Below are 17,128 nucleotides of genomic sequence, written 5' to 3'. Positions count from 1 at the left end.
TGCAAAAATAACAAGAAAAAGTGTCTGGATGGGCTGGTAAAAACAGCCTGTCCAACGCTTTTTTCATTTTAAAGCGAAAAGCTCATCATGTCATTAACTTGGATTTAAAAATCATTATAAATTTTCGTGTATTGCCTGTAGTAATAAATGACCCGCTGTACATAATGTCGTGTCTCACCAAAAGGGATTTGCTTGATGGACTCTTCCTTTCCATCCCACACTCCCTTATCCAGCCACTCTTGAACTTTACCCGGCCCTGCATTGTAAGCAGCTACGATTGCTACAGGATTATCCTGAAACTTTATGGATAGGTTATGCAAATACCAGGTTCCCAGCTCAATATTGGTGCCAGGCTCGTGCTTGACGCTGTCCAGCGGAACCTTTTGAATCTGGGCGCTGTCCATAATCCAATTTGCCGTATTCGGCATAATCTGCATCAGCCCTAGCGCCCCCTTATGTGACTGCTTACTGGTTTTAAAATTGGTTTCTACACGGATAATAGACGCCACCAAAAATGGGTCTACTTCATACGTCTGTGAATACTGCCGAATCTCATCCTTATATTGAATTGGATAGAACCAGGACATCCAATTTGAATTAAGGAATAGAATCAGGACAAACCCGACAAACAAAATGAGCAGGACTCTTTTCTTTCGCAAAATATTCATGCAAGTCCCTTCCGCTGCCAAAATTGATCAATTTGTCGCTTCGTCTCAGTCTGTGTTCCACTATTATCAATAACGATATCGGCCAAGCTTTTCTTTTGCTCAATATCCATTTGTGCGGACAGCCGAAGTCCAGCTTGCTCCTCCGTCAGACCGTCTCTGAGCACCAGACGCTGGAGCTGAATATCACGTGGTACGTACACAACCATAATTTCCTCGTACAAGCTCTCAAGCCCCGACTCGTACAGTAACGGAATATCTGCCAAAACAAGCTTGTCCGGCTGTTCCCGTTCAAATGCTTCCATGCGCATACGCATTTCCTCACGAATAGCAGAATGTGTAATATCGTTAAGTGCCTGCCGCTGGGCAGGGTCTCCGAATACAATCTCTCCCAGTTTTTTGCGAAGCAGAGTTCCGTCACTGTTCACTATAGCTTGTCCAAAATGCTGAATGACCGCCGCCAACACCGGATGCCCCGGAAGCATCACTTCCCGGGCAATGGCATCTGCGTCGATCAGCAGCGCACCTTTGGCGACCAAAAGAGCCGACACGGTGCTTTTTCCGGTAGCAATACCTCCGGTTAATCCGATATTCATGCTCTTTCACCTCATAACAGCTTCAATATGCCCATCATAATCAGTAATAATGCCGGCAATACACCCAGCGCCTTCATAAATCGAAATGCTGATAGAAAAAAGCCTGCCTTCATCCCTGCAATCAAAAATGTTCCACTGAATAACGTAATAGCCAGCGCAGTAGACAGTGGCTGAAAACCAAGCATAGCTGCCCCGAGTCCCGCTCCGAACGCATCGACCGATAATGCAATACCCAGCCAAACCGCTTCGGTAGCAGATATACTGCCGGAACGGTCCATATCCGCAGCAGACGGGCTTCGAAGAATCCGAATAACAAGCCCCCATTTGCGAAACTCCAGAGAAAATACTGTTCGTTCCTGCTGCTCCACAGAAGCTTCTGCCGACAGATCTTTTCTTGAGCTGGGGAAAGACTCGGTATCAGCATTCTCCATACCCTCCTTCTCCCCAAGAACAGATCTGCTCGCTGGATCAGTCTGTTTTGTAAGAAGCAGACCCCGAGAGGGCTCCACTGAATCCTCTGGCAAATCCTCTTTGCGGTGCAGAGCTTGAATCAAAGAGTAACAGCCAATACAGATCAGGATGACAGCACCGAAAACGGTCGTATATACAGGAGACAGGACACGAGATAGTAATGCGCCCAATTGCATGGATATGCCGATCACCAAACCTGAACATACGGAGATGATAGCAATCGACAACAGTGGAATTTTCATTTTGCGCAGACCATATGTAACACCGACTCCGAAACTGTCCAAACTTAGCGCAAATGCCAGTAACAGCAGGGCTCCCCAATGATTAGCCACTCCAATTCCCTCCCATTGCGAAGGCAGGGTCTTATAACAACCGAAATCCTCCGCAGTATTGGTACTTGGAACAATATATGAGAGGGATGGGCTTGGGGTGACTGCGCCTGTTTAGCGCAGAGGCTGGCAGACCGGACAATGATGTGTGCCCCGTCCGGCTACAACAGATTTTTCGATCAATGTACCACAGTTGATGCAAGGCTTCGCGTTACGTCCATAGATTTGCAATTGATGCTGGAAGTCGCCCGCTTTGCCCTGTCCATTCACGAACGATTTAATGGACGAGCCTCCAACCTGAATGGACGCACCTAGCGTGGAGACAATCGCCTCATGCAAGACATGAAATTGGCTATCCGTTAGGCTTTTGGCTGGCTGTGCTGGATGAATCCCCGCCTTAAACAACGATTCATCTACATAGATATTCCCGATGCCCACCACATATGACTGGTTTAACAGCGCTGCCTTGATCGAAGTCGAACGAGTTCCAACAGCGGCACGCAGCATTTCTGGTGTAAAGGCCTCGTCCATCGGTTCCAGGCCAAGTTTGTTCAGCGGCTTTTCCAGCAAATCCTGTCCTGCTGGAAATAAGTGCATCGTGCCAAACTGGCGCACATCCTGATAACGCAGCTCCGTACCATCTTTAAAATGAAAGATGACATGGGTATGCTTTTCCACAGGATCATGTTGTGAATATAATCCATATCGCCCTTCCATTCGAAGATGGGAGACCAGCACCAGCCCGTCCAGCAAAATCCGCAGAAACTTTCCGCGTCTCTCCACCCCTGTAATCCGGTGATCAGCCAATTCCATGGCAAAAGCGTGGATATCATCGGGCCGTTGAATGATCCGCGGCAGATTCACAGTGACATGATCTATATGTTTATCAACGATAAGCTCGTTTAGCGTTCGTTTAATGGTTTCTACTTCCGGTAATTCCGGCATGATGTCTTCACCTCACCCTATATTATAACGGAAGCAGCGTCAAATTGGGACTATCTACTCATTGAAATATCTTATTTGGCCTCATACCAATTGCTGCCATAGCTTACTTCGGCTTTGAGCGGCACAGCCAGCTTTAATGCAGCTTCCATGGTAGCCGGGACAAGCTCTTTCATCGTTTCCATTTCCTCAGGCGGAACCTCGAATACAAGCTCATCATGTACTTGGAGCAGCATTCTGCTACGAAGATTACGTTCACGTAGCGCTTTATCCATCTGTACCATCGCCAACTTGATAATATCGGCTGCGGTGCCTTGAATCGGCGTATTCATCGCTGTACGCTCGGCGAATGAACGCAGGTTGAAATTGCTGGCGTTAATCTCCGGCAAATAGCGTCTGCGTTCCAACAGCGTTTTTACGTAGCCGTCCCGCTTCGCATCCTTCACAATATCATCCATGTAACGGCGAACGCCTTGGAACACATCAAAATACTGGTCGATAAAGCGAGCCGCTTCCTTCCGCGTAATATTCAAATTTTGTGACAGACCATAATCACTGATCCCGTAGACAATCCCAAAGTTGACTGCCTTCGCAGAACGCCGCATATTGGAGTCCACATCTTCCGCTGCTACACCGAACACATCGGATGCGGTCTTGGTGTGAATGTCCATATCGTGGACAAAGGCTTCCTTCAAACGTTCATCATCCGAAATATCAGCCAGCACCCGCAGCTCAATCTGTGAGTAGTCTGCCGCCAAAATAGACCAGCCCGGTTCGGACGGAACAAATACTTTGCGGATTTTGCGACCTTCTTCAAGACGAATCGGAATGTTTTGCAAATTCGGAAATTGACTGCTCAAGCGTCCAGTTGCTGCAACTGTCTGCCGGAAATACGTATGCACCTTACCCGTTTTCTCCGAAATTTCTTTAAGCAATCCTTCAACATACGTCGATTGGAGTTTGGCAATGGTACGGTACTGCAAAATGTTTTGTACAATATCATGATAGGGGGCCAGCTTTTCCAGTACCTCCGCATCGGTCGAGTACCCCGTTTTCGTCTTTTTAATGACAGGTAAACCCAGTTTATCAAACAAAATCTCACCCAACTGCTTAGGCGAATTCAGATTGAACTCTACTCCGGCAATGCTGTAGATCTCGTTCACCAACGTTGCGATCTGGGCTTCAAATTCTTTACCCAAAGCACGCAGTTCTTCTACGTTCACCAAAATGCCCTGCTTCTCCATATCCGCTAAAATGCGGGACAACGGCATCTCCAGCTCATGAAACAGCCTGTGCATTTCCGTTTTCTCCAGCTCAGCCTGCTGCACAGGCACCAAAGCTTCAATCACCGCTGCCTTACGCGCCACATGATCAGACAGCACGTCCACGTCAGGAACTTTATATTTAGCTCCTTTGCCGAACACTTCTTCGTCAGGACGGATCGAAGACAAGCCATATTTGGCTGCCAATCCGCTCAATGTCTGGTTTGCATCAGTTGGGTCCAGCAAGTACCCTGCCAATTGCACATCAAACTCGGCACCTGCAAACTCAATTCCATGCCAGTGTAAAGCCAAATCCGTACGATGCAGATCATGACCGCGTTTTTTGCGTTCAGGGTCAGCAAGCCATTCGCGAATAGGTGTAGCTGTATCGCTTTGCAGTACATCCAGTGTCATAAAAAACTGCTGTCCCGTTGCGGCAAATATCAGACCTACGATGTCAGCATGATGCGGATTATCGCCATGCGTCTCAACATGCAGCACATCCACATGATCCAACACTTCTACCAATTTGCTAATCCGCTGCTGATCCAGCACTGTTACGTCAGCCGCGGCTTCCTCTACGTCTACCCCAGTACTGCCAACCTCACTTGAAAAAGATAAACGCTCCAGCAAGGACTTGAACTCCAGCTTCGCCAGAGCTGGTCCGGCCGTTTCTGCTTGCAGCCCGCCGAAGGCCACATCTTCCAGCTTCTTGTCCAACGTTACATCCCGATAAATGGTCGCCAAATCCTTGCTCATTCGCGCATCGTCAGCATGTGTCTCAACACGTTCTTTCATTTTGCCCTTCAGCTCATTCGTGTGCGCCAGCACTTCTTCGACTGAACCGTATTGATGCAACAGCTTGAGCGCTGTTTTTTCACCTACGCCGGGAATACCAGGAATATTGTCCGACGTATCGCCCATCAGGCCCTTAAGGTCAATAATTTGCAGCGGCTTCAGCCCATATCGTTCCTGAATTTGCTCAGGTCCATACGTCTCCACCTCAGTAACCCCTTTGCGGGTCAAGCCGACTGTGACATGGTCTGATGCCAATTGAAGCATATCCTTGTCCCCGGTCACGACCAGCACATTGAAACCGGCTTCGTCCGCTGTCTTGGACAGGGTGCCTATAATATCGTCCGCCTCATAGCCATCCAGTTCAAACTGGGCAATGCCAAAAGCGGTCAATAGCTCTTTCAGCAACGGAAATTGCTGAGACAGCTCTGGCGGTGTTTTCTCCCGTCCACCTTTGTAATCCTCGTATCCTTTATGGCGAAACGTTATTTTACCGGCATCGAAGGCAACCAGCATATGTGTTGGTTTGTGCTCCTCCAAGAGCCGCAATAACATCGTCGTAAATCCATACACCGCGTTCGTCTGCTGTCCGCTCGAATTCGTTAACGGTGGCATAGCAAAAAACGCCCGGTAAATGATACTGTTACCATCTATAAGCATGAGTTTATCCATTTAGCACCTCGCAAGTTCATCAATGCATTCGTAACGTTCTTACGTTTTACGCATTCCTCTTCCTATCTTAACATACAAGACTCCTTTTTCAGAAAAAAACGGCTGCTTCCTAACCAAATTTGCCTTTTGCTCAAAGACAAGTCTGGGTCAGAAACAACCGCTATATACCTGAAAGCTCTACTGGTTCAAATCTGGTCTCTCCCCTGTCACGAGATATACAGTGCTTTCACCGATATTCGTAGCATGGTCACCAATTCGTTCAATGTATCGTCCTACAAGCAGTTGCAGCATGGCTTGTGAAGCCTCTGCCGGCTTTTCTACCATAAAGGCGTACAGATCGCTGATCATGTGGCTATACATGGAATCCACACGATCATCCTCTTTGGCCATTTTGTAGGCCAGATCTGTATTTTCATCCAAATAGGATTTGATCGCATCATCTATCATTTCTTTAACAATGGAAGCCATGTGCGGAATATCCACCAGCGGCTTAATGATCTGCTGCCCTTCCAGACGAAGGGTCACCTTGGCAATATCAAGTGCCAAATCGCCCATTCGTTCCAGATCACTGGAAATTTTAAATGCAACAATGATTCGGCGCAAATCCTTCGCTACCGGCTGCTGGGTAATAATGAGCTTGGAACCCATATCGAGAATATTCTCTTCCAGCGTATTGAGGGATGCATCATTTTTGACCACCTGCTGAGCCAATTCTGTATTTTTGGTCTGCAAACATTCAATGGCCTGATCGAGCGCCTTCGAAACGTGTGCACCCATTTCGCGCAGTACGGCTCTCAGTTCGTCTAACCCTTCATCAAAACCTTTTCTACGTATCATTTCGAAGTCACCCCTTCTGGCATATTCATCTGGTAGGCTTTAGCCAAATCGCCCTGAAATATAATCTTCCGTACGTGAATCTTGCGGCGTGGAAAACATCGTCTGTGTGTCCGCCGCTTCCACCACAACACCATTCAAAAAGAACGCAGTTCTACCAGACACACGCGCTGCCTGATGCATGTTATGCGTCACCATGACAATGGTATACGTGTCTCGCAATTCCTGAACCAGTTCTTCAATTTTCATCGTGGAGATCGGATCCAGCGCAGATGTCGCCTCGTCCATAAGCAAAATATCTGGTTGTACAGCAAGCGCCCGGGCAATGCACAACCGCTGCTGTTGTCCACCGGACAAGCTCAGAGCTGAACGCTTCAAAAAGTCCTTGACCTCTTCCCAGAGTGCCGCCTGCCGCAGGCTTTGCTCGACCAATTCGTCCAACTTGTCCTTTTGCCGAACTCCATGCAGACGCGGGCCGTAAGCCACGTTATCATAAATCGATTTGGGAAACGGGTTAGGCTGTTGAAAAACCATTCCCACCTGCTTCCGCAGAGTTTCTACTTCCATAGTATCGCCGTATATATCCTGACCTGCGATACTCACGGTGCCTTCAATACGTGTTCCCGGTATCATGTCATTCATCCGGTTTAGCGTACGCAGCAGGGTCGATTTGCCGCAGCCGGACGGGCCGATAAAGGCAGTTACCGTTTTTTCAGGAATATCGAGGTTTATATGTTTCAGCGCGTGAAATTTCTCATAATATAAATTCAGCTTATCAATCCGGATTACGGAATCATTCATGGATTTATGATCTCCTTCGTGTTGCAGTTATGATCCTCAAGCATTGCACCTGATTTGCACAATATGAAGATTATATAAGCTGTGTGTAAATTTAGTGTGGTGGATTTGTTAACGTTATGTAAAATGATCAAGAACTTAGCATGAGCTCAAGCTCCTGCGCAATTTCGGCTGCATTCAAAGCTGCTTCCTCTGCGGAACGGGACATTTCACTGTTTTTAGCTTCAATTTCATCGACAGCCTGCAGTAGTTTGGCAAAAGTTTGTGTTCCGGCAGATATATATTGAGAGCCTGTATGAATCTGCTGCATACTCGTATCCGTCAGTTCAGCGGTGTCACGCAGCATTTGCTCGATATGGGTGAGTAAGCCTGTAATCTGTGTGGAAAAAGCTTTCGTCTGTAGTGACATATTCCGCACCTCCTGAGACACAATCTGGAAGCCTCGTCCATGTTCGCCAGCATGTGCCGCTTCAATGGACGCGTTGATCGCCAGCAATCCACTGTGATCTGCCAGTGCACGAATGGATGAAGCCATGCCCGCAATGTCATTCAGCGATTGCGTCAACGCCGTCATTTGCTCATGCTGGCGTTTCATTTGCTCCGTAACCGCACGATAGGAGAGCAAAACATCCTCCAGTTCTACTTTGCCACGACGGGATAATTCACTCATTGAGCGGGTTAGCCGCACACTGTCATCGGCCTCTTTAGCTGCATCCAGCACAGTCAGCTGAATACGCTGGACTCCGTCATAGCTATGCCGAATCACATCTCCCCGCTCTTCGTCCGCTTCTCTTTGCATTCGCTGCACGACGGACAGGATATCACGAATCGTGAGTACACCGAGTAACCGTGTTCCTTCCTTAATCAACACACAGTCGTAAAAACGCTGATCTTCGCGCAGCATCGCCAGTTCCACAATGTCCGATGCCTGGCTTTTCAGATCCACAATTAATGTATCGGGGTCGGCAAATAGGGCCGCAGGCTTGTCATAGAACAACGCCGCAGCAAATCTGCCCGTAAAATGGCGATTGTACGCATCTCTCATAATAATGCCCAATGGAAGATCATTTTTATCCACAACAATGACACAAGGAATATCTTCCTGTGTTTTCATAAGGGCTAACAGTTCTTTACAAGACATATCCGTACCAATGATCGGAACCTCCCGGCATGGCACATAGGTAGTAATCGACTTGTATGCTTCACGTTCAATCACGGCAGTGGAGCTCGGCTGGGTCTTTGGTTCCGTTATCATCGTTCTGAAGTCCCCTTTTTTTAACTACTTGGAGTGACGGGAACATCATATCGGTCATTTGTTGATTCTAGCGTCTAGTTTTGTTAATGAAATGTAAAATCACAAAATGGACACAAAGGTCCCCGGACACTGCCCTGAATAAAGAAAAACGCTCCTCATTTATAATAAATGAGAAGCGCTTCTTTTTTTATTTACAACCAGCTTGTACCCCACTCCACGGATCGAATCAATATGAACCGAGTCGGGATCGAGCTCCAGCTTTTTACGTAAGGAACTGACGTGTACATCCACGGTCCGTTGCCCGCCAATGTAGTCAAAACCCCAAACAGCATTCATCAGATCATCTCGGGTTAATACCACACCCGGCTTGCGGGACAAATAAAGAAGCACCTCAAATTCCTTGGGTCTAAGGCTGATGGACTGACCTCCAAGAATGACTTCATATTTTTCAGGGTAAATCTCCAGCTCGCCCAATTGAATTTTGGAGCTATCTTTCTGATCAGACAACACTCCTTCATCCCCACCGGAAGTTCTTCGCAGCACAGCCGTCACGCGGGCCAACAGCTCAGAAACGCCAAAAGGCTTCGTGATGTAATCATCCGCACCCGACTTCAGCCCTTGGACAACCTCGGCTTCACCGTTTTTGGCCGTTAAGATAATAATAGGCGTCGTCAGCCCCTGATGGCGAAGTCTGCTCAGAATGTCCAGCCCGTTCATTCCCGGCAGCATCAAATCCAGCAGGATCAAATCGTAGGACTCTCTGGAGGCTTTCTCAAACCCGGCGCTGCCATGATCCTCTGTATCCACTTCGAAGCCTTCTTGTATTAAATTGTAGGATAGCAATCTGGCAAGCGTTGGTTCATCCTCAATAACCAGCAAGCGTTGTCCCATAAATAACTTCATCTCCTGTTTACCTGTTAAAGGCGCATTGGTCAAAATCCTGAAACTTTTTCCATACTCATGCGACACCCGTTTATTTTATCACGACATTGTTAACAGAATGTAAAAAATGTTCTAGTTCATTCTTCCTGTTGCAATAGCGGTAATTCAACTGTAAATGTGGTACCCAATCCAAGCTCACTTTCCACCGAAAGGGTGCCATGATGCAAATCGACCAAGTGCTTGACGATCGACAATCCCAGCCCCGTTCCGCCAGAGTTACGCGAGCGACCTTTGTCCACCCGGTAAAAACGCTCAAAGATACGTGGCAGGTCCTTCTTCGGAATTCCAATACCTGTATCACTGACTGTAAATACGACCTTTTCGGTGTCATTCTCGCGCTGTATCGTTAGAACCTTAATCTTTACCTTGCCACCATCAAGTGTATAGTTGATGCCATTAGACAAAAGGTTCAGGAAAATCTGCTGAAGCTTATCTTCATCTGCCTCCATAAACAGCTCATCCGGGATATCCATGTGTAGTGAAATTCTTTTTTTGGCAGCTACATTGTTCAGTTTTTCCAGCAATGATTCTATGAACGACGAAACGTGCACCGGCGAGCATTCCAGAGGGGAACGCTTGGACTCGATTTTGGACAGCTCCAGAATATCACCGATCAACCGATTCAATCGTTCGCTTTCATCATATATAATTTGCAAAAATGAACGGGCCGTCTCCTCATCTTTAACCCCGCCACCGAGCAAGGTCTCGGCAAAACCCTTGACTGCGGCAATCGGCGTTTTTAGCTCATGAGAAACGTTAGCCACAAATTCGCTCCGCATATTTTCCAACCGTCGAATAGCCGTAATATCCTGTAAAAGGAACAGCATCCCCCGGTATCCGCCCTCATCCTCATACATCGGAACACCGTCCAGCAACACGAGTCTCTCCTCGGGATTGTACAAATGAACCTCACCATGCAGCCTTTCTCGGCTTTGTATACTGCCCTCAATTAGCTTTGTGAGCTCATAATGCTTCTTCAGCTCATGATACGGCTTGTCTGTCACCCGTTTACCCACGACACCAAGCATTCGCTCAGACTCACGGTTTACAAGCGCAATACACTCATTTGCATCAATCATTAGAATTCCGCCTGTCATATTACTCATGACACTCTGGAGCAGATCCTCATTGTCACGTATCGTTTTCATTTGGTTTTGGAGACTATCAGCCATACGATTAATGGCTTCACCCAGTTGCCCTACCTCGTCCCGGCGCTGCACACCAACCCTTGCGTCATAATCCAGTCCTGATATACGGTTGGCTACCCCAGTAATATGTTCAATGGGCGAGGTGAGACTGCGAGCAATACGATAGCTCACCAGTCCAGCAGCAATAAACAGCAACACTAGACCAATCCCGATGGCCGTCCAGCCGCGCTGCACTCCCTCCTCCACCGCTTTCAGACTCATGGACAAACGGATATATCCGTCAAAACCCTTATCCGATACAACAGGCTCTGCAACGTATAGCATGTTCCGCTGCAAGGTTTCGCTGTAACGAATCGTGCGTCCAATCTTCTCTGTTGAAGCTTGCTGAATTTCTTCACGAGATGCGTGGTTTTCCATCTTTCGCGGATCGCTTAACGAATCTCCAACCACCGTCCCGTCCTTGCGAATGAAGGTCACCCGCGATTCCGTAAGACGAGCAATTTCCTTCGCCTTTTGAGAATAATAAGAGACATAATCCGTGCTGGACAGGGCATCTGCATTAACAAAAGGGAATGTAGCTCGAAGCAGGTCGATCTCCCGTCCCATGTTCTCCTCTAGCACCTTCATATTCGAATTTTTAAAAATTTGTCCCATCGTGATTCCAGCAGCAAGGACAGATACGCCAATCAAAATCAGCATGATCAGGGTAAGCCTGAAACGAAACGATTTCATAAAATATGCCCATCCTTTATGTAAGTTAAGTCTCATTCTACAGGCTACCTTCATTATGTTCCACTGTGAAAAGAAAAAAGGCTAGGGCATAACACAGCCCTAACCTTTCCCTTGTCCTTTTATCCGTTTATAACTTCACCGCCATTGATATGAATAACCTGTCCGCTTACATAAGAAGAATCATCTGAAGCAAGGTACACATAGGCTGGCGCCAATTCTTCCGGCTGACCCGGACGCTTCATTGGCTGCGCTCCTCCAAACTCGCTGACCGTCTTGGCATCAAATGTAGACGGGATTAACGGTGTCCAGATCGGCCCTGGTGCTACAGCGTTCACCCGAATGCCTTGATCCGCCAAATTGAGTGAAAGGGAACGTGTAAAGGATGTGATTGCCCCTTTGGTCGATGAATAATCAATGAGTGTTTTGTTCCCAGCATACGCGGTAATCGATGTGGTGTTGACGATCGTGCTCCCTTTCTTCAAATGCGGCAATGCTGCTTGCGTCAAGAAGAACATACCGAAAATATTCGTTCGGAACGTGCGCTCTAACTGTTCTTTGGTGATATCCTCCAGCTTTTGCTGTGGATGCTGCTCCGCTGCATTGTTCACAACGATGTCGAGCTTGCCCAGTTCGTTAACTGTCTGTTGAACCGCTTTTTTGGCAAATTGATCATCTCCGATATCGCCAGGAATCAACACGCATTTGCGTCCCTCCTGTTCCACCTGACGTTTTGTTTCTTCCGCATCCTTATGCTCATTCAAGTAGATGATGGCTACGTCCGCACCTTCTTTGGCATACGTGACAGCTACAGCCCGACCAATTCCACTGTCCCCACCAGTAATAAGTGCAACTTTACCTGTTAGCTTGCCAGCGGCTTTGTAAGTTGGTTTTTCAAATTGGGGTGCAGGCGACATTTTGGACTCAATCCCCGGTTGCTGGTCCTGATGCTGTGGGGGCAAAGTTTGCTGAGGTTGATTACTTTTAGACATTGTACATTCTCCCTTCAAAATCAGATATTTTTTAGGATGCAACATTTGCATCCACTCTACTCCTGAATTACCACACAAAGTTATTCGTTAAACGAAAAAAGAACAATGTAGTGATTTGAGCGCAAAAAAACGGCCTATGCTTATTCAGCACAGACCGTTTTTCAATTTAGCATTTGTCATCATTCGATTATAGACTCTCACTAAATGCATAATTAAATAATATGGCTGTATACCATTAAAAACGTAATTAAAATCAGGAAGACAGCAAGCAGCGTACTGAACATTCGCATTTTGCCAGCATATTGCGTAATAGGCTGTTGGCTACGAATCGCTTCCAGCGACAGCCGTAACGGCTTACCCATGGCTCCCGCAATACCAGAAATGGCGAGAAACAACAGCAAAACGACAACAATCCATGCTACCGAATAAGAACCCCAGGGAAAAATCATATAGATACCGCTAACAAGCACTAAGATCAGCGCAAATTGAGCCAAACGGTTCAATAGCTGAACAGCCGATATCGTTCCTTCCTGCACGCTAGGAGCCAATTTGTCGATTTTGCCCACCACGAAGGGGAGCAATAAATAAAAACCCATCGCCAGTGATCCAATAATGTGAATAAAAAACATTTTACAACCTCCACTTCTTTGTTTTCTTACAAACTTTTTTTCCATAGAACGATCATATTCCAACGAATGTCTACCATCTTTTCAGTGTTTTGGGACATGCTTTTCTATGTCAGGATTTTGCAAAGTCCTCATGTAACTATCAATGCATATGAACTCTATTATACCGGGGAAGTGAGTCAAAGCAAAGGAATAAGGAAGAAAACGAATAGATTCCCTATATTCTGTTTATGAGTAAAAGAGGTGTCCCGCGGCCATGACTATGGCTTAGGGACACCTCTTCAGGTAATAGTCACCGTTTTAGTAGAAAATTGAATCTAAACGGTAACTATTTTAATCACACTGCGGACCGACTCCGCGGATTGATCGAGCGCTGCTTTTTCTTCGGCTGTCAATTCCAACTCGAACACTTTTTCGATGCCATTGCCACCAAGAAGTGTCGGTACGCCAAGGAATAAATCCTGATAGCCGTACTCTCCCTCCAGATAGGCGATGACTGGGATAATCCGTTTTTTGTCTTTTACAATCGCTTCCGTCATCTGTGCAAGCGAAGCTGCCGGAGCATAATATGCGCTACCATTACCCAACAGGTTGACGATCTCTCCGCCACCGCCGCGTGTACGTTGTACGATCGCTTCGATACGTTCCTGCGAAATCAGGGTTTCGATAGGTATACCTCCAACACTGGAATAGCGTACCAGGGGCACCATATCATCACCGTGGCCCCCCATAACGAAGCCGCGCACGTCTTCGACGGAAACGTTAAGCTCTTGTGCAATAAAGGTACAATATCGCGCTGTATCCAGCACACCGGATTGGCCAATAACCCGATTTTTCGGGAAACCCAGTGTTTGGTAGGCAGTATAGGTCATAGCATCTACCGGATTGCTCAGAATAATAACAATAGAATCTGGCGCATACTTCTTCACGTTCTCACAAACGGATTTTACAATTCGTGCGTTCGTATTTACCAAATCATCACGGCTCATACCCGGCTTGCGTGCAATCCCAGCTGTAATAATGACGATATCTGAGTTAGCTGCATCCTCGTAATTGGAAGTGCCCGTGATCTGACTGTCAAATCCCTGTACCGGACCGGCCTCCAAAATATCAAGCGCCTTGCCTTTGGTCGGATTCTCTAGTTGCGGAATATCGATCAGTACGATATCACCTAGCTCCTTTTGAGCCAGCAGCAATGCGGTAGTGGCACCGGTAAAACCGGCGCCAACAATGGATATTTTTTTACGTTGAATGGACAAGTGGTATTCCCCTTCCTTACAGGTTACTAATAATGGTATCTGCGAACTCGGAGCATTTCACTTGTGTAGCACCATCCATCAGACGAGCAAAGTCATAAGTTACAATCTTCTTATTAATGGACGTCTCCAGCCCTTTGTAAATCAGGTCAGCCGCTTCTTTCCAACCCAAGTGTTCAAGCAACATTACGCCCGACAGAATGACGGAACCAGGGTTCACTACATCTTTGTCGGCGTATTTTGGTGCTGTACCATGTGTAGCTTCAAAGATAGCATGCCCTGTTACATAGTTAATGTTCGCACCTGGCGCAATACCAATTCCACCAACTTGGGCAGCAAGAGCATCGGACAGATAGTCCCCGTTCAGGTTGAGCGTAGCAATCACATCAAATTCAGAAGGACGAGTCAGTACTTGCTGAAGTGCGATATCAGCAATCGCATCCTTGATAATGATTTTGCCTGCATCTTCAGCTGCTTTTTGAGCTGCATTAGCCGCATCCTCACCGTCTTTTTCCTTGATTACGTCATATTGGGCCCAAGTAAATACTTTATCTGCAAATTCTTCCTCAGCCACTTCATAACCCCAGTTTTTGAAGGCACCCTCGGTAAATTTCATAATGTTACCTTTGTGTACAAGCGTTACACTCTTGCGTCCGTGGTCAACTGCATACTGAATGGCTGCCCGTACCAGACGCTTTGAACCCTCGGAAGAAACTGGCTTAATGCCAATACCAGAGGTTTCAGGGAAACGGATTTTGTTCACACCCAGCTCTTGCTGGAGGAACTGAATAACCTTTTTCACGTCTTCGGACCCTTCAGCATACTCGATCCCCGCGTAAATATCTTCTGTGTTCTCACGGAAAATAACCATATCTACCAATTCAGGACGTTTCACTGGAGAAGGAACACCGTTAAAATAACGAACAGGACGCAGACATACGTATAAATCCAGTTCCTGACGCAATGCCACATTCAACGAACGGATACCACCGCCAATAGGTGTCGTAAGCGGACCTTTAATGGCTACAATATACTCACGGATGGCTTCCAAAGTATCGTTAGGGAGCCATTCGCCGTATGTATTGAAAGCTTTCTCACCAGCGAATACTTCATACCAGGCAATCTTTTTGCTGCCGTTATATGCTTTTTCTACAGCTGCGTCCAGTACGCGCTTGGAGGCTTTCCAGATATCGCGACCCGTGCCGTCACCTTCGATAAACGGAATTACCGGATGGTTCGGAACCTGTAGTTGACCGTTATCAATCGTAATTTTTTCGCCTTCAGTTGGGAGCTCAAACTTTTCAAATTTCGCCATAAGTTCCTTTTCCTCCTCAGATATGAATGGGTACAGGACGAAAGACATGATCTTTATCACAGACAAAAACGTACATCTCTCGTCGTCCCCTCTATTGTATCTTATTTTTTAAATTCAGGGTATACAACCTCAATCTTCCTTCGACAAGGGGTTAGCGCAACTCTGGTGATACGTATTTTTGATCCATTGGACCTGTATATTCGGCGCGAGGACGAATCAGGCGATTATTTTCATACTGCTCTAAAATGTGCGCTGTCCAACCGGATACACGACTCATAGCAAAAATAGGTGTAAACAGGTCTCTCTTGATACCCAGTTGGGTATACACAGAGGCAGAATAAAAATCCACATTGGGCTTCAAGCCTTTTTGTCCTGTTACAATTTCCTCAATTCGAACTGACATATCAAACAACGTTGTGTCGCCGTTCATTTCCCCCAGCTCGCGGGACATTTTGTGCAAGTGCTTGGCACGCGGATCACCGTTTTTATAGACTCGGTGTCCAAAGCCCATAATTTTTTCGCGATTATCCAGTTTCGCCTGGATATAGGAGTCCAACTGATCCAAACCACCAATCTCCTCCAGCGTTTTGGCCACAGCCTCATTGGCTCCACCATGCAGTGGTCCTTTTAAAGCTCCAATTGCAGACGTGATTCCGGAATAAATATCCGACAATGTGGCTACCGTTACACGCGCAGCAAAGGTAGAGGCATTTAATTCATGATCGGCGTGCAGCACGAGAGCCTGATTGAACGCTTTAATAGCCGTCTCCTCTGGATCCTTGCCAGTCAGCTGATACAAAAAGTTTTCAGCGATAGAAATACCTTTTTTAGGCGCAATCGGCTCCAAGCCCTCGCGTATACGTGCTATAGCTGCCACAATGGTAGGCAATTGCGCCTGAAGCTTGACGGTTTTGGTCACATTAGACTCTCTCGACATATCATCCGCCTCTGGGTCATACAAAGCGAGAGACGATACGGCTGATCTCAAGGCAGCCATCGTGCTCAAATCTTTCGGATATAACTTTAATTGAGTAACAATTTCATCCGGAATAGCAGCGTATTCGCTTAACTGGTTGCGAAGCTCCTGCAATTGCTCTTTATCAGGTAATTTCCCAAACCACAACAAATAAGCTACCTCTTCAAAATCGGCGTTAACAGCCAAATCATCAATGTTATAACCCCGGTACGTGAGAACGCCATCTACGATAGAGCTTATGGAGGAAGTGGTCGCTACGATCCCTTCCAGACCTTTAGTCGCTGTCATCGTTACATCTCTCCTTTGTAAAAACATTGTGAACGGACTTGCAATGTAAACATTTTCAAAAGTAAGATATGCCTTTTAAATAGCCGAGTAATGTTAACGCCATATGTCAATATTTAAACCTTCTTTCACTATACTGGATTTTGTCGTTTATGTGAACATTGAGGGCTATTCCAACACATTCAAATGTTTTATCGCTTCCATAAATAAATTTTTGAAACCCCTTACAAAAAATATTGA

At 46.6% G+C, this 17,128-nt stretch carries 15 protein-coding genes; all 15 read right to left on the bottom strand.

Features of this window, described 5'->3' with window-relative positions:
* Positions 1-104: 104 nt before the first annotated feature.
* The gene (locus MLD56_RS08520) at positions 105-668 is read right to left on the bottom strand and encodes a lytic transglycosylase domain-containing protein (protein WP_029516633.1); all 564 of its coding nucleotides are present in this window, start codon (positions 666-668) and stop codon (positions 105-107) included.
* Complete coding sequence (gene coaE / locus MLD56_RS08515) at positions 665-1,261, bottom strand: dephospho-CoA kinase (protein WP_029516632.1); 597 nt, start codon at positions 1,259-1,261, stop codon at positions 665-667. The genes MLD56_RS08520 and coaE overlap by 4 nt, the downstream gene beginning before the upstream one ends.
* Before the next feature lie 11 nt (positions 1,262-1,272).
* Positions 1,273-2,064 carry an MntP/YtaF family protein gene (locus tag MLD56_RS08510; RefSeq protein ID WP_029516631.1) on the bottom strand — a complete coding sequence of 264 codons (792 nt, stop codon included), beginning with the start codon at positions 2,062-2,064 and terminating at the stop codon, positions 1,273-1,275.
* A gap of 111 nt (positions 2,065-2,175) precedes the next feature.
* On the bottom strand, positions 2,176-3,006 hold the full coding sequence (gene mutM, locus MLD56_RS08505; RefSeq protein WP_029516630.1) for a DNA-formamidopyrimidine glycosylase: 831 nt from the start codon (positions 3,004-3,006) through the stop codon (positions 2,176-2,178).
* Positions 3,007-3,077: 71 nt separating this feature from the next.
* On the bottom strand, positions 3,078-5,732 hold the full coding sequence (gene polA, locus MLD56_RS08500) for a DNA polymerase I (protein WP_029516629.1): 2,655 nt from the start codon (positions 5,730-5,732) through the stop codon (positions 3,078-3,080).
* A gap of 177 nt (positions 5,733-5,909) precedes the next feature.
* Entirely contained in the window at positions 5,910-6,569 is a 660-nt protein-coding gene (gene phoU, locus MLD56_RS08495) for a phosphate signaling complex protein PhoU (protein WP_025721993.1), read from the bottom strand.
* A 39-nt stretch (positions 6,570-6,608) separates the two neighbouring features.
* Positions 6,609-7,367, bottom strand: coding sequence for a phosphate ABC transporter ATP-binding protein PstB (pstB, locus tag MLD56_RS08490; protein ID WP_029516628.1), 759 nt, complete (start codon positions 7,365-7,367; stop codon positions 6,609-6,611).
* Positions 7,368-7,494: 127 nt separating this feature from the next.
* Positions 7,495-8,619: a methyl-accepting chemotaxis protein gene (locus tag MLD56_RS08485; protein ID WP_029516627.1), complete on the bottom strand. Its 1,125-nt coding sequence runs from the start codon at positions 8,617-8,619 to the stop codon at positions 7,495-7,497.
* A gap of 159 nt (positions 8,620-8,778) precedes the next feature.
* A complete protein-coding gene (locus tag MLD56_RS08480; RefSeq protein ID WP_013309604.1) occupies positions 8,779-9,510 on the bottom strand; it encodes a response regulator transcription factor in 732 nt (243 codons plus the stop codon).
* Positions 9,511-9,638: 128 nt separating this feature from the next.
* A complete protein-coding gene (pnpS, locus tag MLD56_RS08475; protein ID WP_029516626.1) occupies positions 9,639-11,441 on the bottom strand; it encodes a two-component system histidine kinase PnpS in 1,803 nt (600 codons plus the stop codon).
* Between the two features lie 119 nt (positions 11,442-11,560).
* On the bottom strand, positions 11,561-12,430 hold the full coding sequence (locus MLD56_RS08470) for an SDR family oxidoreductase (RefSeq protein ID WP_029516625.1): 870 nt from the start codon (positions 12,428-12,430) through the stop codon (positions 11,561-11,563).
* 212 nt (positions 12,431-12,642) lie between these two features.
* Complete coding sequence (locus MLD56_RS08465; protein WP_023987918.1) at positions 12,643-13,059, bottom strand: hypothetical protein; 417 nt, start codon at positions 13,057-13,059, stop codon at positions 12,643-12,645.
* Positions 13,060-13,373: 314 nt separating this feature from the next.
* Positions 13,374-14,315 (bottom strand): malate dehydrogenase, encoded by a 942-nt coding sequence (gene mdh / locus MLD56_RS08460; protein ID WP_241113495.1) that lies wholly within the window; start codon positions 14,313-14,315, stop codon positions 13,374-13,376.
* Between the two features lie 16 nt (positions 14,316-14,331).
* On the bottom strand, positions 14,332-15,627 hold the full coding sequence (gene icd / locus MLD56_RS08455) for an NADP-dependent isocitrate dehydrogenase (protein ID WP_029516624.1): 1,296 nt from the start codon (positions 15,625-15,627) through the stop codon (positions 14,332-14,334).
* 151 nt (positions 15,628-15,778) lie between these two features.
* Positions 15,779-16,891 (bottom strand): citrate synthase, encoded by a 1,113-nt coding sequence (gene citZ / locus MLD56_RS08450; RefSeq protein ID WP_029516623.1) that lies wholly within the window; start codon positions 16,889-16,891, stop codon positions 15,779-15,781.
* Positions 16,892-17,128: the final 237 nt, after the last annotated feature.

Source organism: Paenibacillus peoriae (assembly GCF_022531965.1).
In the GTDB taxonomy this organism is placed as follows: Bacteria; Bacillota; Bacilli; order Paenibacillales; family Paenibacillaceae; genus Paenibacillus; species Paenibacillus polymyxa_D.
Note: the sequence above shows the minus strand (reverse complement) of the source record. Positions and strands in the feature narration are given on the sequence as shown.